The sequence below is a fragment of the Streptomyces sp. JH002 genome (assembly GCF_050916115.1).
GTDB classification, from domain to species: Bacteria; Actinomycetota; Actinomycetes; order Streptomycetales; family Streptomycetaceae; genus Streptomyces; species Streptomyces xiamenensis.
In genome coordinates, this window is the sequence record NZ_CP087989.1 from 926212 (window position 1) to 945385 (window position 19174).

Consider the following 19174-nt stretch of genomic DNA (forward strand, 5'->3'; position numbering starts at 1 on the left):
CTGGCAAAGTTCCGCACTTCGTCGGTGCCAACCCTGTGCTAGCGACGAAAGGCCCACCGGATGGATCTAGGACTGGTCACGACGCTCGGGGCTATCGGAGCAGGTGGAGTCGCCTTGCTCGCCAAGATTCTTCATAGACGCCGATCTGGACTGCAACAAGGGCCAGAACAAGAAGTCTTGGTCGATTATCCAGACCATGACGATCTCATTTCATATGCGCAGAACTACAGAGGCTGCCTCACCAACCTCCGCAAAGCATACATTGAAATCACTCTAGTCGATGATGAGACTGGCGAAGAAATCTCCGAACTTCTCGCTAATGCAAGACGCCTCTGGGATGAATCATCCGAGGGGCTAAAAAAGTCCGACAGCGCCATGCTTCTGCAACGGCCTGAGACAGTGAGAGAAATGGCCACCGAAGCGTCGAGCAAACTGAGCGACTATAGCATTGCCATACATAGGGCAATTGATTCCATCGCAATCAGGGAAACATCACGCGAGAATCACATGCAAGCCGCCAAGGAGATGTACATCCTGGCATACAGAGCCTATCTCGATTTTCTCTACGTGGCAGCAGAAATATATGGAGACGATGAAATTCTCCGCCTGCAAATATGAGCATCGCATTCAGGGGAGCGAGGACTTCCCGCCTCGCGGAATTCTGAGCATAGTCCTTTCTATGGCGCTACCCAGGGATATTCCAATGTCTTCCAGTGCCGACTCTCCCTCGCGGAACCTGCGCATCTCGCCCTTAGGGATGAGGGGAACTGATTCCCTGTCCACCACTTGGCTCAACCATTCTCTCACCATTGAATTGGCATGCAGGGAAGCCACCTCAACACGCTCGGCGTTAAGCACATGATCATCCCCCCAGTCCGCTCCATAATATCGGGATAAGCCGAGAGCAAGCGATGTCATCGCATCTCTCGCACCTTTAGATCTCTCGCCGTAGGCTCTCGAGTGCTCGTCACCGTCCGCCCCCTGGTAGCCGCCGCCCTTTCGAACTACGATCTCAGGTATACCTCGCGCCGTCGCATGGGCACTCTCCAAAGAGACGACAAGATTGACTACGGGAGTCTTATCCACATGCCCCACCTCACCCGAAACAACCTGATGGATTTCGAGCAATGTTCCGGAAAGCCCGAGAGCAAAAACGTGATCACCTCGCTTCGGGCCATTATTTTGCCCAGTTCTCCTGTCGCGCGGATTGACCGCTCCGTCAATTATGTAATATTGCCTACCCTCTGAGTCGCAATCAACCGTCAGTGCCAGTTCTGTCATTCGATGGCGCTGTTTTATTGCAGGAATATGCTGGCGCACTTCACTTTCATGCATGCCCTTTTTGAAAAGGCCCTCAGTTGCATTGAGGCCAGCATTTAGATCCCGCTTCTTCTCTCCCTCTGTCCGCCCCCCGGTGACACTATCGCGACCATTACCCTCTCCGTTCTTTTGATTTCTTATCTTCCTCCAAAGTTTCTTACCAGCCCGGGCAATTCGGTCGATGATTTTGTCGATGGCGCGGCCGACCGGGCGGGAGACCTTTTGGAAGACGTTGCGGACCTTGTTGGCCAGGCTCCCGATGCCCAGGAGGGCGGCCAGGAAGCCTAGGAGGACCGGGATGCTCGTCGAGAGGGCTGATTCGATGAGTTTGGGGACGCCCGCTGCCGCGCCGTCGGCGATGGCGATGACCGCGTCGAGGATCGCGTTCATGAAGTCGGTGATCTGGGCGGCCTGGGTCACGATGAAGGTGACGATGTCGATGATTCCCTTGACCGCGCGCACGAAGGCCGAGGCGGGGGTCAGGAGGGAGACGATCCAGGCGATGCCGGCCACGATGACCGTGGGGATCAGGTAGGACTTCAGGTCGTCCAGGATGGTTTTCTTCAGGTCACCCGATTCGCCGGTGATCTCCTTGGTGAGGCCGGCGGGGCCCTCGCGTTGCAGGGCCTGGGCTTCCGGGATCGTCTTCTCGACGGTCGCCATGGCCTTGTCCGGGACGCCCTTGCGGACGATCTTGGCGCGGATGGTGTCCCAGGTGAGGCCGAGGAGGGAGGCCAGGAGCTGGACGATGCCCTTCGCGTCGAACTTCGCCGGGATCTCCAGGCCGGTCTTGACGGCCGTGCCGAGCAGCCAGGAGACCAGGCCGGTCTTGAGGTGCTGCTCGATGTTCGCGGTGAACAGGTTCAGGCCGTCTCCGACGAAGCGGACCACGTTGCCGAGGAAGCCGATCGGGTCCTTGATGATCTTGGAGACGGCAGTGGCCGCCTTGGCCAAGATGCCCATCAGCGCGTTGGTCAGCTCGATGATCGTCTGGATGACGCCGACCACCGCGTCCTTGATCCGGTCCCACAGGCCCTTGTTCGCCTCCTGGAGTTCCTTGATCTCCTCGTCGATCGCGTCCAGCGCCTCGGTGTACTTCTGGGCGAGGTCCTGGACGAGCTGCTCGGACTTCTCGTCGACCGTCGTCTCCAGGTCGTCGAACTTGCCCGAGAAGTCCGCCGCCGCTTCCTCGCCGAACCGGCGCAGGTCCGCCGGGAGCTTCTCCACCTCCGCCTGGAGCTCCGTGCGCCCGCGCTCGATGCGGCTCTTGGCGCGGCCCAGTTCGCGGCCGATCGTGTCGGCGATGTCGGAGATGACGCCCTGCATCCGGTTGACGTAGAGCTTCCTGGACTCCTGGTAGAGGTCATTCGCCTCATCGGGGAGGCCCGCGAACTTGTCCTTCACCCAGCGGGCCTTGCCCCGCAGGCCTGAGTAGCGCTTGTCCTTGTACGCCTTCATCCGGCGTTCGTGGTCCGCGGTGAAGTCGTCCCTGGCGCGTTTCTCGCCGTTCGTGAACTGGGTGTCGACCTTGCCGTCGAGGCCGTCCAGCGTCTTCTCCACGTCGGTCTTCGTGTCGTCGAAGACCTTCTGGAGCTTGGCCGTGACCTGTTCGCGTTTCTTCTCGTCCGCCGACTTGGTCTCGGTCTTGCCCGAGTCGACCTGCGCGCCCGTCTCCTGGCGGGTGGCCGTCAGGCCGGCCATGGCCTGGGCGCCCGCTGCCGCCGCGCCCGACTTCGCAGTCTGGATCTCGGCGTTCTCCGCGGCTCTCGCCTGGCCGGGCGCCGCAGCGGTCTCCTCCTCGCCCTGTTTCTTCTCCGACAGGGCGTTGTCGAAGTCCGGTTCGTTGCCCCTGGCCAGCTGCTCCTCGGTGACGTCGGCGTCGGCCATCTGCTGCTCGGCGTCGCGTTGGCCCTCCGAGAAGTCGGTGACCTCCTCGGGCTGACGCGCGGGAACCGCGTCCGAGGCGCTCGGGGCACCCGGGTTACCAGGTGGCTGGTCCGCGGTGAGCGGGGTGACCTCTTTGTCCGTGGTGTTGGAGGTGTCCGGGGCCTCTCCTGTCGTGGTCGCGATGTCCTCCGCCGAGGACTCGGCCCCGTCCGTGACCTGGCCGTCGACCTCGTCCTTGATCCGGTCGGCGTTGCCGGAGTCGGAGAAGTTGTCCGCCTCGTCGAGGTTCTTGGGCGCCTGTGCCTCGACCGCCTGGTTCACCGCCGTGATGAAGGCCGCCTTGTCGAAGTCGCCCGGCTCGGCGGCGTTCATCTTCTCGGCCTGCTGGGTCTTGGCCTGCGCCTGTTTGTCGTCCGGCGGGGCGACGGCCGCGTCCTGGGCCGCGCGGGACTCGGCAACCGGCGCGGGGTGCGCGGAGAGTTTCTGCCGCTTCGCCCCGATGTCCGCGTTCACCCGGCGCAGTCCGGGCGCCTGCGCCGGCGAGGGCTTCACGGGCGGCGTGTAGCGCTGCGCCACCAGCCGCGCGACCGCCGCGTTCCCCGCGCTGCGTTGCAGTTGGTGCAGGGCCGCGGCGGGAAGCGGTGCGGATGTGGCTGCTGGGGTTCTGGTGTGCTGCTGTTCCGGGAGGGGCTGTTTCCCGCTCTCCGTCCGCGCCATGTCCTCCACCGTGCCGCTCGGCGGCGGGGAGCGACAGACCGGCACGGTGACGCGTTTCTTTCACCATGGGGCAGCCTCCTGTGCGCGCTTGGGCGGCCGTTTGGACGTTCCGCAAGATCCCTCGGACGGCGAAAAATCGGTGCTCCCCGGCCGAGGAGAGTGGCATGCCGTCGTACCTGTCCCCGGGTGTGTACGTCGAAGAGGTGGAGTCAGGGAGCCGGCCGATCGAAGGGGTCGGCACGGCTGTGGCCGCCTTTATCGGGTTCGCCCAGAAGGGGCCGTTCAACGAGCCCACGCTGGTCTCCAACTGGAGTCAGTTCGTCAGCGTCTTCGGTGATTTCGTTGAGGGCACCTATCTCGCGTCGTCCGTGTACGGCTACTTCGCCAACGGTGGCGGTGTGGCGTATGTGGTGCGCATCGGGCAGGGCGGTGAGAGCGCCGAGCCGGCGCAGGCCGAGCTCGGGCCCTACACGGTGCGGGTCCTGCCGGGGGTGACCGGGGAGATCGGCGTCGAGGTCGTGCATCCCGAGGGCGAGGACGCCGATGACGGCCTGTTCACGCTCGTGGTGAGGAAGGATGGCGAGGCCGCCGAGACCTATCCCGGGGTCAGCACGAAGCGGAACAAGGACAACGTCGCCACCCAGGTCAAGGCCCGGTCCGCGCTGATCCGGCTGGAGATCGCCCAGCGCGGGGCCGTGGCCGTACGCCCCGAGGCGCAGTCCGTGACGCTGCCGGTCGCGTCGGCGGATCCTCCGCGGGAACTGTCCGCCGACTCCTTCGTCGGCGACCCCGACACCCGCACCGGCTTCGGCGGTCTGGAGGCCGTCGAAGAGGTCACGATGGTGGCCGTTCCGGATCTCATGAGCGCCTACCAGCGGGGCGTACTGGATCTGGAGTCGGTGGTCGCCGTTCAGCAGGGCCTCATCGCCCACTGCGAGGCGATGGGCGACCGGGTCGCGATCCTCGACGCGCTGCCGGGGCTGAGCCCGCAGCAGGTCAAGACGTGGCGGACGGAGACCACCGGATTCGACTCCAAGTACGCCGCGCTGTACTACCCCTGGATCAAGGTGCTCGACCTGGGGCAGGGACGGAACGTCTTCGTGCCGCCGAGCGGGCACATCGCCGGGGTGTGGGCCCGCAACGACGACTCGCGCGGGGTGCACAAGGCGCCCGCCAACGAGGTGATCCGGGGCGCCGTGGCCCTGCAGACGCAGCTCACCAAGGGCGAGCAGGATCTGCTGAACCCCGTCGGTGTGAACTGCGTGCGGTTCTTCGCCGGCCGGGGCATCCGGGTGTGGGGCGCGCGGACGCTCTCCAGTGACCCGGCCTGGCGCTATCTGAATGTGCGCCGGCTGTTCAACTACCTGGAGGAGTCGATTCTCGCGGGCACCCAGTGGGTGGTGTTCGAGCCGAACGACGACGCGCTGTGGGCGCGGGTGCGGCGCACGATCCAGGCGTTCTTGACGAACGAGTGGCGCAAGGGCGCCCTGTTCGGGCTGACGCCGGACGACGCGTTCTACGTGAAGTGTGACCGCGAGACCAATCCGCCGGAGAGCATCGACGCCGGACAGGTCATCTGCGAGGTCGGGGTGGCCCCGGTGAAACCCGCCGAGTTCGTGGTGTTCCGGCTCGCGCAGTTGTCGGGTGGTTCCGGCGCCGTGGACGAGTGATGTGAGGGGAGGAGACCGTTATGCCGCTGCCTGATCTTGACAGTTCCGTGGGGCATTCGTTCGGCCTGGAGTTCGACAGTGTGCTGATCCGGCAGATCACCGAGGTGAGTGGTCTGAAGATGGAACAGGACGTCATCGAGCTGAAGCAGAACACCGCCGACGGCAAGTACGCCATCAAGAAGCTGCCCGGCCGCCCCAAGGCCGGGGAGGTCACCGTCACCCGGGGTCTGACGGAGGACAACAGTTTCGAGCGGTGGGTGAAGGACTCGCGCTTCGGGCAGATGAGCAGCGCCCGGCGCAACGGCTCGATCATCGTGTACGACTACGAGGGCATTCCGATCAAACGGTACAAGCTGGTCAACGCCTGGCCGAAGTCGCTGGAGATCAGTGCCCTGAAGGCCGGGGACACCTCGGTACTGACCGAGAAACTCTCCATCACCTACGAGAGCCTGGACGTCGAGTGATGCGGCGCGGCATTCCCGCCGTGTCGGGTGGCACGTCCTCCCCCACGGCGGTGCGGGAGCGGGAGCGGGACGAGGGCCTGTTGCGGACGGAGTTCGCGTTCGAGCTGCCCCGGGGGTACGTGGACGGGTCCGGGACCGTGCACCGGTCCGGGGTGATGCGGCTGGCGACGGCCCGCGACGAGTTGGTGCCGCTGCGGGACGACCGGGTGCGGGAGAACTCCGCCTATCTGTCGGTGGTGCTCATCTCCCGGGTGATCACGCGGCTCGGGTCCATCGAGGACATCCACCCGGGGGTGGTGGAGGACCTGTTCGCCTCGGATCTGGCGTTCCTCCAGGACTTCTACCGGCGGATCAACTCCGAGGGGCACACTCGGGCGTCCGTGACGTGCCCGTCCTGTCAGGAGAACTTCGCCGTGGATCTGGCCGGCGGCGGCGGTGGTCGCCTGGGGGAATCGTGACGTACGCGGCCGATCGTCTCCACGAGGAGGTCGCGTACCTGGCCTATCACTTCCACTGGCCGCTGGATCAGATCCTCGATCTGGAGCATGCCGACCGGTTGAGGTATGTCGCGCAGGTCGCCCGGCTGGGCGGGAAGTGAGGCGGGCTCGTCGTGGGGCTGTTGTCGTGGCTGGGGTGGGGCCGGGGCCGGGAGAAGAGCGGGCTGGGCGGGGTGCCGGAAGCGGGGGCACCGTCGGCAGTCGCCTCCGGCGGTGGGTGGCGCGAGGTGCCGCCCGTGCAGCGGATGACGGGCGCGGGCGTGCCGCTGGTGACCGATCCCACGGCATTCCGGGGCTCGTTGAGCACCTGGCAGAACGTCTCGGTGACCGGGGAGCTGGGGCATCACGTCGATGAGGCGGCCCCGGGCGGGGTGGGACACGCTCTCGCCACTCCGTCCGTGCAGACGTTCGCTCCCCGGGCTCCGCACGTTCCGGACCGGGCGGGCGGGGGCGAGGACAGCTCGGGGGCGATGGCGACTCCGGGGTTCGGTTCTGCTCCTGGTGGTGCGGCCGGGTCCGTGGTGAGTGCCGAGTCCGGTGAGGGTGCTCCGCCTGTCCCCGTCCAGCGGCTCGCCGACACGTCGACGTCGGCGGGGGAGGTGCCGCTGCCGGTCCTGCGGCGGCTGGCCGTGGTCCAGCCCGATCCGTCCGTGGCGCCCCAGGATCCGGGGTCGCCGCCCACGGTCGAGCGGGGCGGGCTCGGACTGGGTGAGCCGCTCACCGCGCTGCCGCCCACCGCCCAGCGGGATGTGGTCGCCCGGAGCACCGCCCCCGGCTCCGAGATCGGTTCCCGTGCCGGATCCGACCCCGATGCCGGGGTGGTCTCCGATGGGCGGGAAGGGGAGACCACCGCTCCCCTGCTCGGGGATGCGCCGTCCCTCTCCGTTCAGGGGCTCGGGTGGGAGGAGGGTGGCGGGGCGGAAGCGCCGCAGTCGGGGGAGGCTGCCGCCGGTGGGCTGGAAGGGCTCGGTGCCGGGCCGTCCGGATCACTCAGCGTCTCCCGTTCGTCCGGTTCGTCCGGCGCGTTCGGCTCGATCGGTTCCGGGGGTTCCTCCGGGCCCGCCGGTCCTCCCGGCTCGGTCGGCGGCACGTCGTCCTTCTCCCCCGTGCCCCTGCAACGGCACGCCGACGACGACGCCACCCCGGAACACGCACCCGCCGTACTGCCGTTGGTCGCCCAGCGCTCCGTGACCGTCCTGCCGTCCTGGGAACACCCCGCCGCCGAGCCCTCCCCCACCCCGCCCTCCGTACCCGTGCGGTGGTTGGACGAGGGAGGGGACGCGGAGCGTACGCCGACCGTCGAGAGCGCGCTCCGCAGGGCGAACCCCGCGCCGGCCGTGCAGCGGTCCTCGCCCGCCCCGGCCACTCCCCCGCCGGTGCCGGCCGATGCCGGGTCCGTGGCGGTCACCGCCGGGATCGCGCAGCGGATGGCGGACGGTTCCGTGGTGTTCCGGTCCTCCCCGTCCCCGGGCCCCTCCGCCGTGCCGGCCCCTCCGCCCGCATCACCGGGACCGGCCGTCCAGCGAGATGCCGACACCGCGGAACCGCCCGTGCCCGAGGCGGAGTTCACGCCCAGCTTCAACACCTCGGAGCAGCCCGAGCCCGTAGCCGATCCCACCCCCGAGACCACCACCGCGTCCGGCACCGGGCCGTCCGCGCCCCCGGACGACGGCGCCGGCGGCGATGCGTCGCCCAAGGTCACCGACGAGCTGGTCCGTGCCCTGTTCGCCCCGCTGAGCCGCCTGCTGCGCGCCGAGCTGCGACTGGAGCGGGAGCGCTCCGGCCATCTCATCAACACCCGGCACTGACGTACCGAAAGACCGAGCCACCGAAGGTCCGAACGACCGAACCGACGAAGCGACATATGAGAAAGAGAGGTCCCGCCCATGGCCGCGAGCGACGAGGATCCGGCGGTCAGTGTCTGTTTCGTCGTCACCATCGACGGGATCGAGCTGGGCTCGTTCAACACCTGCGACGGACTGGGCTGCGAGGTCGTCCTCGAACAGCGCGAGGAGGGCGGCAACAACGGCCACCTGTGGCAGCTGCCGACCCGTCTCAAGTACTCCAACGTCAAGCTCTCGCGCCCGCTCACCCGGGAGACGGAGAAGGTCGCCCGCTGGTTCGCGAGCATGACCACCGGCTTCACCCGCAAGACCGCGCACATCGAGGCCCGCAGTCCCGACGGCCGCACCGTCGCCCAGTGGGGCCTGCTGGAGGTCGTCCCGGTGCGCTGGACCGGCCCCTCCTTCAGCCCCGAGTCGCCCAAGGTCGCCATCGAGACGATCGAGATCGCCCATCACGGCTATGTGCTGGGGGACTGATCGGGGCCATGAGTTCACCCATCGCGTTCAGTGCGGCAGGCACCGGGACCGGGAACACCGGCGGGGCGGGCGGCGGCGTGCGGCCCAAGCTGGAGCACGCGTACCTGGAGTTGCGCACCCCGCCGCCCGGCGGCAGTCTCACCCCGGGCGCGCCGTGCGGCCGGATCGATTTCCAGTTCAATCCGAAGGAACTCAGTCTCACCAAGGCCGCCGCCTGGAAACGCACCCCGGCCAAGGGCGCCAAGAGCGCGGGCCCGCCGGAGTACCAGGGGCCGCAGCCCAGCAAGCTCACGGTGGAGATGTTCTTCGACGCCAGCGCCACTCAGGACACGAGCGTGGTGACCGCCGTGGAGCAGTTGTTCGCGTGCTGCGTGCCCACCAGTGAGACGCGGCAGGCGCAGCGCGCCTCGCCGCCGTGGGTGGTCTTCCACTGGGGCGGGCTCACGGGCTTTCCCGGGTATGTGGGCCAGGTGCAGGTGAAGTACACCCTGTTCACCACCTCCGGGGTGCCGATCCGCGCGACCTGCCAGGTGACGGTCGAGGAGATCAGCGGCGAGACGCCCGGGCAGAACCCCACCTCCGGATCGCTGCGTCCGCGCCGCGTGCACCGGGTGCTGTCCGGTGACACGCTCCAGGCGCTGGCCTGGCGGGAGTACGGGGATCCGGCGGCCTGGCGGCTGATCGCGGAGGCCAACGGCATCGACGATCCGCTGCGGCTGACGCTCGGGCGGGAACTGCTGCTGCCCGCGCGCGACGAAGCGGGGCGGTGAGGAGGGCCGATGGCGGGTCAGGGTGTGGCGAAGGCACTGGTGGTGGAGTTCGGGGGCGCGCCGCTGTCGGCGGCGCTCACGAACACGCTGGTCGACGGGTACGTGGACGACAGCCGTACGTTGCCGGATCTGTTCGTGCTGCGTTTCCGTGACCCCTCGCGGGTGCTGCTGGAGCAGACGGGGCTGACGGTGGGGACGCCCGTACGGCTGCTGGCCTCGGCCGGGGACGGCGGCTCGGTGGCGGCGCGGCCGCTGCTGACCGGGAGTGTCACCGCGCTGGAGATCGAGATCGATGACATGGGGACGTTCACGGTGGTGCGCGGCCTGGACGAGTCGCACCGGCTGCTGCGCGGGCGGCGGGTGGCGAGCTACCAGAACATGACGCTGGCCGACATCTGCGCGCAGGTCGCGCGGCGGGCCGGTCTCAAGCCGGGGACGGTCGATGTCGCCGGCCCGGTACTGGAGCACGTGGCGCAGCCCAACTGCACCGACTGGGAGTTCCTGCGCGCGCTGGCCGCCGATGCCGGGGCGCAGGTGTACGTGGCGGACGGCATGCTGCACGTGGTGCGTCCCGCGGAGGCGGGCGGGGCGCCGGATCCCTCGGCGCGGGCGCGGCACAGTCCGCTGGTGCTGGAGGCCGGGGACAACCTGCTGCGCTGCCGGGCGGGGATCTCGGCCGCCGAGCAGGTGTCGGCGGTGGAGGTGCGGGGCTGGGACGTGCGCACCAAACAGCCGCTGGTGGCACGGGCGGAGGCGGGCACGGCGGCGACGCTGGACCTGGGGGTGACGGCGGGGCAGGTGAGCGAGCCGTTCGGGGCGGCGGAGTTCGTGGTGGCGGGGGCCTCGTACGGGACGCAGGCGCAGGTGGATCAGGTGGCGAAGGCGCTGGCGGCGACGATCGCGGGGTCGTTCGCGGAGCTGGAGGCGGTGATCCGCGGGAATCCGGAGGTACGGGCGGGGAGCGCGGTGACGCTGACGGGGGTCGGGGCGCCGTTCGAGGGCCGGTACACGGTGACGACGTCGCGGCATGTCTTCGATCCGCTGCGCGGGTACGAGACGTGGCTGACCGTCTCGGGGCAGCAGGAGCGGTCGCTGTTCTGGCTCACCGGTGGTGGCGCGGGCGGGGACGGCGTTCCGAGCGGTGAGAGTGCCGGGGGCCTGGTCAGCGGGACGGTGACGGACACCAAGGACCCGGAGGGGCTGGGCCGGGTGAAGGTGTGTTTCCCGTGGCTGTCGCAGGAGTACGCGAGCGATTGGGCGCGCACCGCGCAGACGGGCGGCACGGGGGGCGGGGACGGCTTCATCCCGGAGGTGGGGGACGAGGTCCTGGTGGGGTTCGAGCAGGGCCGGCTGGACCGTCCGTACGTGCTGGGCTCGCTGTACAACGGGCAGGACCGTCCCTCGGGAGGCGGTGCGGGTGACGGTGCCGGCGGCGTGAGCGGCGACGGGGATTCGGGCGCGATCGACGAGGCGAGCGGCGCGGTCACCAAGCGTTCCTTCGGGTCGAAGGGCGGCAACAAGCTGGAGCTGCGGGACGCGGCGAACGGCCCGCAGGGCGTCCGGCTGCTGACCGGGGACGGCAAGTTGCTGATCGATCTCGACAAGAAGGGCACGACGATCGTCATCGACAGCGAGGGCAACGTCGAGATCACGGCCGGGCAGCAGGTCACCGTCACCGCGGGCAGCGGCGCCAGCATCGACGCCGGCGACGGTGTGCTCGAACTCAGCGGCGCGGGCGTCCGGCTGACGGCCCGCCGGGACGGCGTGGAGGTGGACGGCGGCGAGGGCAGCCTGCGGCTGGCCACCGGCGGCGCGGTGGAGGTGCGGGGCGGGCGGGTGGAGGTCAGGGGCACCCAGCGCACCGAGGTGCGCAGCGACGGGTCGCTCACCGTGCAGTCCCCGATGGTGCGGATCAACTAGAGCGACGAGGCGTTACCCAGGGAGGGTTCATCATGTCCGCAGCAGGTGGCGGGAGCGCGGCGCCCGCCGCGCAGGCCGCACGCGTCGGCGATCCGACCGGCCACCCGGGGACCGTCGGGCCGCCGGGACACGGCACGGTCCTCATCGGGGGGCGCCCCGCCGCCACCGTCGGCACCGCCCACCAGTGCGCCTCCCCCGCCGCGCACCCGGCGTCGGTGATCACCGGGCCCGGCAGCCGCAGCGTCCTGATCGGCGGCCGTCCCGCCGCCCGGGCCGGTGACCGGGCGGGCTGCGGCGCCACGATCACCACCGGCTGCGCGACCGTACTGATCGGCGGGTGAGGGCGCGTCATGGGGCAGCAATTCGTCGGCTCGGGCTGGGCGTTCCCGCCGCGCACCGACGCCACCGGCAGCATCGCCCTGGTCAGCGGGGCGCAGGAGATCGAGGAGTCGATCCGGCTGATCCTGGCCACCTCGCCCGGCGAGCGGCCGATGCGCCCGGAGTTCGGCTGCGCGCTGAACGACTACGTCTTCGCCCCGGCGGACGCGGGCACGGCCGGGCAACTGGCGTACGAGGTGCGGCTGGCCCTCGAACGCTGGGAACCGCGCGTCACGGTGGCGGACGTGGCGGTGCGCTTCGACCGGGTGCACGACGGGGTGCTCTACATCGACATCAGCTACTCGGTGCGGGACGCGAACGACCCGCGCAACCTCGTCTTCCCCTTCTATGTCATCCCGCAGCACGAGGAGCACGAGGAGAGCGCATGACGTCGTTGCCGAGCCCGAACCTCGATGACCGGCGGTTCCAGGGGCTGGTGGACGAGGCCAAGCGCCTGGTGCAGCAGCGCTGCCCGGAGTGGAGCGACCACAACGTCTCCGATCCGGGGGTGACGCTGATCGAGGCGTTCGCGACGATGGTCGACCAGCTCGTCTACCGGCTCAACCGCGTCCCCGACAAGAACTATCTGACCTTTCTCGACCTGATCGGGGTGCGCCTGTATCCGCCGACGGCGGCGCGCGTCCCGGTGACCTTCACGCTGTCGGCGCCGCAGCCCGAGCCGGTACGGATCCGGGCGGGTACGGAGGTGGCGACCGTGCGCGGGGAGACCGAGGAGGCGGTCGTCTTCACGACCGTCCGGGAATTGTCGGTGCCACCGTGCACCCTGGAACACCTGGTGACCTGGCAGGCCGGAGGGGAGGCGATCGATCGCACCGGGGAGCTGGCGCTGGAGCGCGACGTGCCCTGCTTCAGCGGCTCGGTGACGGCGGGCGGAAGCGGGGGCGGGGCCACCGGGGTGGCGCCGACGCCCGGCGACTGCCTGTATCTGGGGCTGTCGGGGCCGGTGCCGGGCGGCGTGGTGGTGCTGCGCCTGGACTGCCGGGTGGACGGGGTCGGCGTCGATCCGCGCCGGCCGCCGCTGCGCTGGGAGGCGTGGGACGGCTCGGCGTGGGCGGGGTGCGAGGTGGAGCGGGACGGGACGGGAGGGTTCAACAAGGCGGGCGACATCGTCCTGCATCTGCCGGATGTGCACGCGCGCTCGCGGGTGGCGCGGCACGAGGGCGGCTGGCTGCGCTGCCGGCTGATCGAGGCGGCGGAGAACCAGCCCGCGTACCGGGCCTCGCCGACCGTGCGCGGCGCCAGGGCGTTCACCATCGGCGGGCGGGTGGAGGCCGTGCACGCGGAGACCGTCGGCGAGGAACTGCTCGGCATCTCGGACGGGCTGCCCGGGCAGAGCTTCCAGGTGGCCAGGCCACCGGTGGTGCCCGGCGAGGAGCCGTTCGTGCTGGAGGTGTCGGAGGGCACCGAGTGGCGTCAGTGGCAGCTGGTGGAGAGCTTCGCGCACTCCACGGTGTACGACCGGCACGTCACCCTGGACCGCAACGCGGGCCGGGTCGACTTCGGCCCGGCGGTGCGTGAGGCGACGGGCGGGCTGCGGCTGTTCGGCGCGATCCCGCCGAAGGGCGGCGGGATCCGGGTGCGTTCGTACCGCACCGGCGGCGGCCGGCGCGGCAATGTGGCGCGCGGCGCGCTGCGGGTGCTGCGCAGCTCGCTGCCGTACGTGGCGCGGGTGACCAACCGCGCGCCGGCGGTCGGCGGGGTGGACGGCGAGAGCGTGGAGAACGCCCGGGTGCGCGGCCCGCTCACGCTGCGCACGCTGCACCGTGCGGTGGTGCCCCGGGACTACGAGCAGTTGGCGCGTGAGGTGGCGCCGGAGGCGGCGCGGGTGCACTGCGTACGGGCCGGGGAGCAGGAGAGCGAGGCGCTGCGGCTGCTGGTGGTGCCGGGCGGGCACAGCGACGAGCAGGGGCGGGTGGGCTTCGACCAGCTGAGGCCAGGACAGGAGACGCTGACGGCGATCACCGATCACTTGAACGAGCGGCGGCCGGTGGGCAGCAGGCTGCTGGTGCAGCCGCCGCTGTACCAGGGGCTGACGATCGTCGCGTCGCTGCAGTCGGTACGGGGCGCGGCGCTGGAGCGGCTGCGGGAGGCGGCGCTGACCGCGCTGTACACGTACTTCAACCCGCTGATCGGCGGCCCGGAGGGGCAGGGCTGGCCGTTCGGGCGGCCGGTGCAGTCCGGCGAGGTGTTCGCGGTGCTGCAACGGGTGGCCGGGGTGGACCTGGTGGAGGACATCCGGCTCTTCCCGGCGGACCCGCTGACCGGGGAGCGGGCCGAGCCGGTGTCGCGGATCGAACTCGACGCCCATGCCCTGGTGTTCAGCTACGAGCATCAGCTGCGGGTCCGGGAGGGCGGCTGAGATGCGCGGCGCGTACCCGCGGCTGCCGACGCCGCATCCGCTGGTGGACCTGCTGCCGGCCGTCTACCAGGACCAGGACTTCGTGCGGCGGTTCACCGGCGCCCTGGACGAGGTGCTGGCGCCGGTGCTGCTGTCGCTCGACAATCTGCCCGCCCATCTGCATCCGCGCACCGCGCCGGAGGACTTCCTGCGCTGGCTCGCCGGGTGGGTGGCGGTCGAGGTGGACGAGGAACGCCCCGTCAACCAGCGCCGGGCGGTGGTGGCCGGCGCCGTGTCCCGGCACGGCCGGCGCGGGACGCGGGCGGGGCTCGCGGCGGCGGTACGGATCGAGACCGGGGCGGAACCGGAGATCGAGGAGAGCGGGGCGGCCGGGTGGTCCCCGTACCCGGGCGGCCCGGTGCCGGGAGCGGAACGGGCGACGGTGACGGTGCGGCTGCGGGTGCCGGACCCGGACGGGTTCGACCGGGTGGGGCTGGAGAAGCTGATCGCGCAGGAGGTCCCGGCGCATGTGCCGTTCCGGCTGGAGGTCCTGCCCGCGGCGGGGCCGGACGGAGCGGCGGGGCGGGCGCGGGAGGGCGGTGGGGGCACGTGACCACCTGCCCGGAGTGCGGACACCGCAACGCGGAGGGGGCGCGGTTCTGTGACGCCTGCCATGTCTTCCTGGACTGGCAGAGCGACACGCAGGCGGAGGCGGCGGCGGAGGGCGGGGGCGGTGGCCTGGCGGCGGCCCGGGGCACGGGGCAATCGGCGGCGCCGGGCGCCCCGTACGCACCACCCGGACCGACCACCCCCACCCATCCGCCTTCCGTGCCCGCCCCGGGGCCCGCCCCGGGCGCGGGACACCACGCCCCGGGAGTGCTCGACCCGCCTCCCGGGCCGGCGGGGGCACCGGGACAACCGGCCGGCACGGGGGCGGCGGCGTGGTCGCCACAAACCCCGCACCGGCCGGGAGAGGCCACCGGCACCGGGCCACCGGCACCGCCCGGGACGGCCCCCACGGCTGCGCAGCCGCCGCCCCCCGGCCAACACGCCGCGCCACCCCACGCCGCGCCGCCTCCCCCGGTGGGCGGGCCCGCCCCACCACCGTGGCCGCCGCCCCCGCCGGACCGGCCGGGGCCGGAAGCAGGTGCGGCATCGCGTCCACCCGGCGGCCCGGGAACGGCACGCCCGCCCGGGGACCCGGACGCCCCCCGCGACACGTCCTCACCCCGACCCCCCGCCCGGCCACCGTGGCCGGCGCGGGGAGAAGGTTCGGAGAGTTCGGCGGCCGACCGCGAGAGGCAAGTACCGCCGCCGGTACCGGACGGCCGCGCGGGTGAGCCGCCGCGGCCAGGGCCGTCGTGGGCGCGGGCGGACGACGGCGAGGCGGCGAAGGCCGCGCCGCGGCGGCCGGGCGAGCGGGAGGAACGGCCCGTCGACCGGGGTGCCGACGCCCCCGAACCCGAGGCACCGGCCGAGGCGGCCCCCGAGCAGGTCGCCGCCCCGCCCCGGGACTGTCCGAGCTGTTCGGCGCGGAACGAGGCGGGGCGCCGGCTGTGCGAGCGGTGCGGAACCCTGCTGACCGAGGCGCCGCCCGAGGCTGTCGTGGCGCCGCCGCCCTGGTGGCGGCGGATCTTCCGGCGCGGGCCGCACGCGCCGCTGGAGGCCGGTACCCGCCCCGCCGGACGCCGCAGGCGGCGGCCCCGGCTGCTGATCCCGGTCCTGATCGTCCTGCTGGCTCTGTCGGCCTGGTTCGGACGCGACCAGATCGCCGAACTGTTCGACTCGGCCCGCGACCGTACCGGGGAGCCCGAAGCCCTGCACCCCACCGCCGTGCGTGCCTCCAGCGAGGCCCCCGCCCACCCCGCGACCGACGCCTTCGACGGGTTCAGCAACCGTCACTGGTCGCCCGCCGCGACGGGTTCGGGCGAGGGGGAGTATCTGGAGGTCGATTTCGGTGATCCGGTCCGGCTGACCCATGTGCTGATCACTCCCGGTGCCTCCGCCCACCAGGACGAGTTCCTCGCCCAGGGCCGGCCCGAGAGCATCACCGTCGCCCTCACCGACACGGACGGTACGACGCACGAGCAGACGATCAGCCTGCGCGACGAGCCCGGCGGGCAGAGCTTCGAGGTGACCGGCTCGGATGTCGTCGTCCTCCGCCTGACCACGGAATCCGCGCACGGGACGCGGGATGACACCCGGCTGGCCATCGCGGAGGTGGAACTCTTCGGCCGCCGCTGACCCCTGCCCGCCACTCCCACCCCACGGCTGCGGGCGGGCGGACGGCGGTGTGCCACGGCGATGGTGGTGTCGTACCGGGCGCGGGGCGGCGCGCGCCGGACATTCCCGGCGCACGTTTCCCCGCGCCGCTCCGGCGGAATGAAACGTTTAACACACTGCGCCGTACACGCATGCCCTGCCCCGCCGTGCACAACCCCCGGCGCGGCCGACCGCCCCGAACCGTGCCGCCCTCCGCAACCCGACCCCTTCCCACCCGGGGCACACCGACCAACCCCTCCCGAAAGGTGATGACTTGACCTCCGATACCCGCACAGCACTGGTGGTGCGCGGTGGCTGGGACGGCCACCGCCCCGTGGAGACCACGGACCTCTTCCTCCCGTTCCTGCGGCAGCACGGCTTCCGGGTGCGGACCGCGCAGTCCCTCGACGTCTACGAGGACGCCGAACACCTGGCCGCCACCGACCTGATCGTCCAGTGCTGGACCATGGGCGAGATCAGCCGGGAGCAGTGCGCGGGCCTGGCCGCCGCCGTGCACGCCGGGACGGGCCTGGCCGGCTGGCACGGCGGCATCGTCGACGCCTTCCGGGGGACCCCGGAGTACGCCCTGCTGACCGGCGGCCAGTTCCTCATGCACCCGCCCGGCTTCAGCGACCACCGCGTCAGCCCGGTCGCCGCCCGTGCCGACCACCCGGTGATCGCCGGCCTGGACGCCTTCGACGTGCACACCGAGAAGTACTGGGTCGCCACCGACCCGCTGAACGACGTGCTGGCCACCGTCACCTTCGACGCGGACACCACCCGGCCACGCGCCGCCGTCGTCCCCGCCGTGTGGACCAGGGAGTGGGGCCAGGGCCGGGTGTTCGTCTCCACCATCGGCCACAAGCCGGACGACTTCGACGTCCCGCAGGTCCGCACCCTCACCGAGAGGGGCCTGCTGTGGGCAAGCCGCTGAACATCGGCGTCATCGGGGCCGGAGCGATCAGCGGCGCCTACGCCGCGACCCTGAAGGACCTGGACTGCCTGCGCGTGGCGGCCGTCACCGACCTCGACCGGGCGCGGGCCGAGCGGCTGGCCGGCACGCTCCCCGGAGAGGTCGCCGTCGCCGGCACGGCCGACGCCCTGCTGGCCCGTGACGATGTGGACGCCGTCCTCAATCTCACCCTCCCCGCGGTCCACGCGACGGTGAGCCTGGCCGCGCTGCGGGCCGGCAAGCACGTCTACAGCGAGAAGCCCCTGGCCGGCCGCCGGGAAGAGGCCGATGTCCTGCTGGCGGAGTCCCGTGCGCGCGGGCTGCGGGTGGGGTGCGCTCCGGACACGGTGCTCGGTACCGGCATCCAGACCGCCCGCCGGGCGGTGGACGACGGGGAGATCGGTACGCCCGTGGCGGCCACGGCGTTCATGACCACGGCCGGGCACGAGAGATGGCATCCGGACCCGGAGTTCTACTACCGGCCCGGGGGCGGCCCGCTGCTGGACATGGGTCCGTACTATCTCTCCGCCCTCGTCCACCTGCTGGGCCCGGTCGCCCGGGTCGCCGGGGCGGCGTCACGGTCCCGGACGGAGCGCCTCATCGGCAGCGGCCCGCGCGCCGGAACCCGCTTCCCGGTCGAGGTCGACACCCATGTGACCGGCCTGCTGCACCACGTGGGCGGCGCCGTGACCACGCTCGTCATGAGCTTCGACATCCAGGCCGCGCGGCTGCCCCATATCGAGGTCTACGGGACGACGGGCTCGCTGTCCGTCCCGGACCCGAACACCTTCGACGGGGTCACCTCCCTCAGCCGGGGCACCGGGGAGTGGGAGCCGCTGCCCACCTCCGCCGGATACCGGCCCGGCGCGCGCGGAGCCGGTCTCGCTGACCTGGCGGACGCGCTGGCGACGGGCCGCCCCCACCTCGCCTCGGCCGAACTCGCCGCCCACGTACTGGATGTGATGCTCACGCTCCTGGATGCCGCCGAGCAGGGCGGCACCCTGCCCGTCACCCGCGCCACCGGCCGCCCGGACGCCGTCCCGGGGCCGGTCACCACCTTCCGGTCGGCGGACTGAGCGGCGGCGGCACTGTTTCCCGGCGTCCGTGGTGGGTGCGCCCCCGGGGAACGCACCCACCGGCGGCCGGGTCGCTCAGGGGGTGCAGACGTTGGTCAGCTCGCCCGCCGCGTCCCGCAGGGGCGTCATGTCGGGCGAGGTGTCCCCCTCGGCGACCGCCGTCTGCATGTTGTTCACGGCCTCCTTCAGGTTCTCGACCGCCTGGGAGACATCGGCGTCACTCGTCTTGTCGCCGAGGTCGGCGAGGGTCCCGTCGATCTCGGTGAGCGAGGTGTCGAGCTGGGTGGGGTCGTCCGACACCTGCTCGACGCTGCGCTGGAGGTCATCCACCTGCCCCGCGATGGTGTCGGCGGCCCGGACACAGTCCATGGCCTTGTCGACGGCGGCGCAGCCGGTGGTGGTGAGGGCTGCGACGAGCGCGGCGCCGGCCGCGAACGTCAGAGCAACGGGACGGGTCATTCGCTTCACCATGGATACCTCGATCCGGTCAGGTGTGATCACGATGGCGGCAGCGTGACGGACGGACCGCCGCTGCCGCTGTGGGGAGTGGTGTGGAGTGGTGTGGACTGCTGCGGACGGCC

The 19174-nt window shown here is 71.0% G+C and carries 18 protein-coding genes; 16 read left to right on the plus strand and 2 right to left on the minus strand.

Annotation, left to right across the window (positions count from 1 at the left end):
• Window positions 1-60 precede the first annotated feature (60 nt).
• Entirely contained in the window at window positions 61-618 is a 558-nt protein-coding gene (locus tag H7827_RS03885) for a hypothetical protein (RefSeq protein ID WP_432742692.1), read from the plus strand.
• A gap of 9 nt (window positions 619-627) precedes the next feature.
• Here the strand turns inward: H7827_RS03885 and H7827_RS03890 are convergent, their stop codons facing one another.
• Window positions 628-3924, minus strand: coding sequence for a hypothetical protein (locus H7827_RS03890; protein WP_432742694.1), 3297 nt, complete (start codon window positions 3922-3924; stop codon window positions 628-630).
• Window positions 3925-4088: 164 nt separating this feature from the next.
• Here H7827_RS03890 and H7827_RS03895 point away from each other — a divergent pair, with 164 nt between their 5' ends.
• The 15 genes from H7827_RS03895 (at window position 4089) to H7827_RS03965 (ending at window position 18593) form a co-directional block, all read left to right on the plus strand.
• Window positions 4089-5594 carry a phage tail sheath family protein gene (locus tag H7827_RS03895; protein ID WP_432742696.1) on the plus strand — a complete coding sequence of 502 codons (1506 nt, stop codon included), beginning with the start codon at window positions 4089-4091 and terminating at the stop codon, window positions 5592-5594.
• 20 nt (window positions 5595-5614) lie between these two features.
• On the plus strand, window positions 5615-6058 hold the full coding sequence (locus H7827_RS03900; RefSeq protein WP_200363300.1) for a phage tail protein: 444 nt from the start codon (window positions 5615-5617) through the stop codon (window positions 6056-6058).
• On the plus strand, window positions 6058-6516 hold the full coding sequence (locus H7827_RS03905; protein ID WP_364242144.1) for a hypothetical protein: 459 nt from the start codon (window positions 6058-6060) through the stop codon (window positions 6514-6516). Before H7827_RS03900 ends, H7827_RS03905 begins: the two co-directional genes overlap by 1 nt.
• Window positions 6513-6656 (plus strand): DUF6760 family protein, encoded by a 144-nt coding sequence (locus H7827_RS03910; protein WP_200363303.1) that lies wholly within the window; start codon window positions 6513-6515, stop codon window positions 6654-6656. The genes H7827_RS03905 and H7827_RS03910 overlap by 4 nt, the downstream gene beginning before the upstream one ends.
• Before the next feature lie 12 nt (window positions 6657-6668).
• Window positions 6669-8363 (plus strand): hypothetical protein, encoded by a 1695-nt coding sequence (locus H7827_RS03915; protein WP_432742699.1) that lies wholly within the window; start codon window positions 6669-6671, stop codon window positions 8361-8363.
• Between the two features lie 78 nt (window positions 8364-8441).
• Complete coding sequence (locus tag H7827_RS03920; RefSeq protein WP_200363306.1) at window positions 8442-8876, plus strand: phage tail protein; 435 nt, start codon at window positions 8442-8444, stop codon at window positions 8874-8876.
• Window positions 8877-8884: 8 nt separating this feature from the next.
• Window positions 8885-9646, plus strand: coding sequence for a peptidase M23 (locus H7827_RS03925; protein ID WP_386540429.1), 762 nt, complete (start codon window positions 8885-8887; stop codon window positions 9644-9646).
• 9 nt (window positions 9647-9655) lie between these two features.
• Window positions 9656-11566 carry a VgrG-related protein gene (locus H7827_RS03930; protein ID WP_432742702.1) on the plus strand — a complete coding sequence of 637 codons (1911 nt, stop codon included), beginning with the start codon at window positions 9656-9658 and terminating at the stop codon, window positions 11564-11566.
• A 32-nt stretch (window positions 11567-11598) separates the two neighbouring features.
• Entirely contained in the window at window positions 11599-11907 is a 309-nt protein-coding gene (locus H7827_RS03935) for a PAAR domain-containing protein (protein ID WP_200363312.1), read from the plus strand.
• Window positions 11908-11916: 9 nt separating this feature from the next.
• Window positions 11917-12333: a GPW/gp25 family protein gene (locus tag H7827_RS03940; protein ID WP_386540433.1), complete on the plus strand. Its 417-nt coding sequence runs from the start codon at window positions 11917-11919 to the stop codon at window positions 12331-12333.
• The gene (locus H7827_RS03945) at window positions 12330-14324 is read left to right on the plus strand and encodes a putative baseplate assembly protein (protein WP_432742704.1); all 1995 of its coding nucleotides are present in this window, start codon (window positions 12330-12332) and stop codon (window positions 14322-14324) included. The genes H7827_RS03940 and H7827_RS03945 overlap by 4 nt, the downstream gene beginning before the upstream one ends.
• 1 nt (window position 14325) lies before the next feature.
• Entirely contained in the window at window positions 14326-14916 is a 591-nt protein-coding gene (locus H7827_RS03950; RefSeq protein ID WP_432742706.1) for a phage tail protein, read from the plus strand.
• 992 nt (window positions 14917-15908) lie between these two features.
• Window positions 15909-16547, plus strand: coding sequence for a discoidin domain-containing protein (locus H7827_RS03955; RefSeq protein ID WP_432742708.1), 639 nt, complete (start codon window positions 15909-15911; stop codon window positions 16545-16547).
• Window positions 16548-16839: 292 nt separating this feature from the next.
• Entirely contained in the window at window positions 16840-17499 is a 660-nt protein-coding gene (locus tag H7827_RS03960) for a ThuA domain-containing protein (RefSeq protein WP_432742710.1), read from the plus strand.
• Window positions 17484-18593: a Gfo/Idh/MocA family protein gene (locus tag H7827_RS03965; protein WP_432742712.1), complete on the plus strand. Its 1110-nt coding sequence runs from the start codon at window positions 17484-17486 to the stop codon at window positions 18591-18593. The genes H7827_RS03960 and H7827_RS03965 overlap by 16 nt, the downstream gene beginning before the upstream one ends.
• Before the next feature lie 75 nt (window positions 18594-18668).
• Here the strand turns inward: H7827_RS03965 and H7827_RS03970 are convergent, their stop codons facing one another.
• On the minus strand, window positions 18669-19052 hold the full coding sequence (locus tag H7827_RS03970; protein ID WP_234306834.1) for a hypothetical protein: 384 nt from the start codon (window positions 19050-19052) through the stop codon (window positions 18669-18671).
• Window positions 19053-19174 lie beyond the last annotated feature (122 nt).

What these genes read in the sequence shown, in the direction of transcription:
- H7827_RS03895 (WP_432742696.1), top strand. Translation starts at nt 4,089, where the DNA reads ATGCCGTCGTACCTGTCCCCGGGTGTGTACGTCGAAGAGGTGGAGTCA.
- H7827_RS03950 (WP_432742706.1), top strand. Translation starts at nt 14,326, where the DNA reads ATGCGCGGCGCGTACCCGCGGCTGCCGACGCCGCATCCGCTGGTGGAC.
- H7827_RS03970 (WP_234306834.1), bottom strand. Translation starts at nt 19,052, where the DNA reads ATGACCCGTCCCGTTGCTCTGACGTTCGCGGCCGGCGCCGCGCTCGTC.
- H7827_RS03940 (WP_386540433.1), top strand. Translation starts at nt 11,917, where the DNA reads ATGGGGCAGCAATTCGTCGGCTCGGGCTGGGCGTTCCCGCCGCGCACC.
- H7827_RS03905 (WP_364242144.1), top strand. Translation starts at nt 6,058, where the DNA reads ATGCGGCGCGGCATTCCCGCCGTGTCGGGTGGCACGTCCTCCCCCACG.
- H7827_RS03900 (WP_200363300.1), top strand. Translation starts at nt 5,615, where the DNA reads ATGCCGCTGCCTGATCTTGACAGTTCCGTGGGGCATTCGTTCGGCCTG.
- H7827_RS03925 (WP_386540429.1), top strand. Translation starts at nt 8,885, where the DNA reads ATGAGTTCACCCATCGCGTTCAGTGCGGCAGGCACCGGGACCGGGAAC.
- H7827_RS03890 (WP_432742694.1), bottom strand. Translation starts at nt 3,924, where the DNA reads ATGGCGCGGACGGAGAGCGGGAAACAGCCCCTCCCGGAACAGCAGCAC.
- H7827_RS03945 (WP_432742704.1), top strand. Translation starts at nt 12,330, where the DNA reads ATGACGTCGTTGCCGAGCCCGAACCTCGATGACCGGCGGTTCCAGGGG.
- H7827_RS03920 (WP_200363306.1), top strand. Translation starts at nt 8,442, where the DNA reads ATGGCCGCGAGCGACGAGGATCCGGCGGTCAGTGTCTGTTTCGTCGTC.
- H7827_RS03930 (WP_432742702.1), top strand. Translation starts at nt 9,656, where the DNA reads ATGGCGGGTCAGGGTGTGGCGAAGGCACTGGTGGTGGAGTTCGGGGGC.
- H7827_RS03885 (WP_432742692.1), top strand. Translation starts at nt 61, where the DNA reads ATGGATCTAGGACTGGTCACGACGCTCGGGGCTATCGGAGCAGGTGGA.
- H7827_RS03935 (WP_200363312.1), top strand. Translation starts at nt 11,599, where the DNA reads ATGTCCGCAGCAGGTGGCGGGAGCGCGGCGCCCGCCGCGCAGGCCGCA.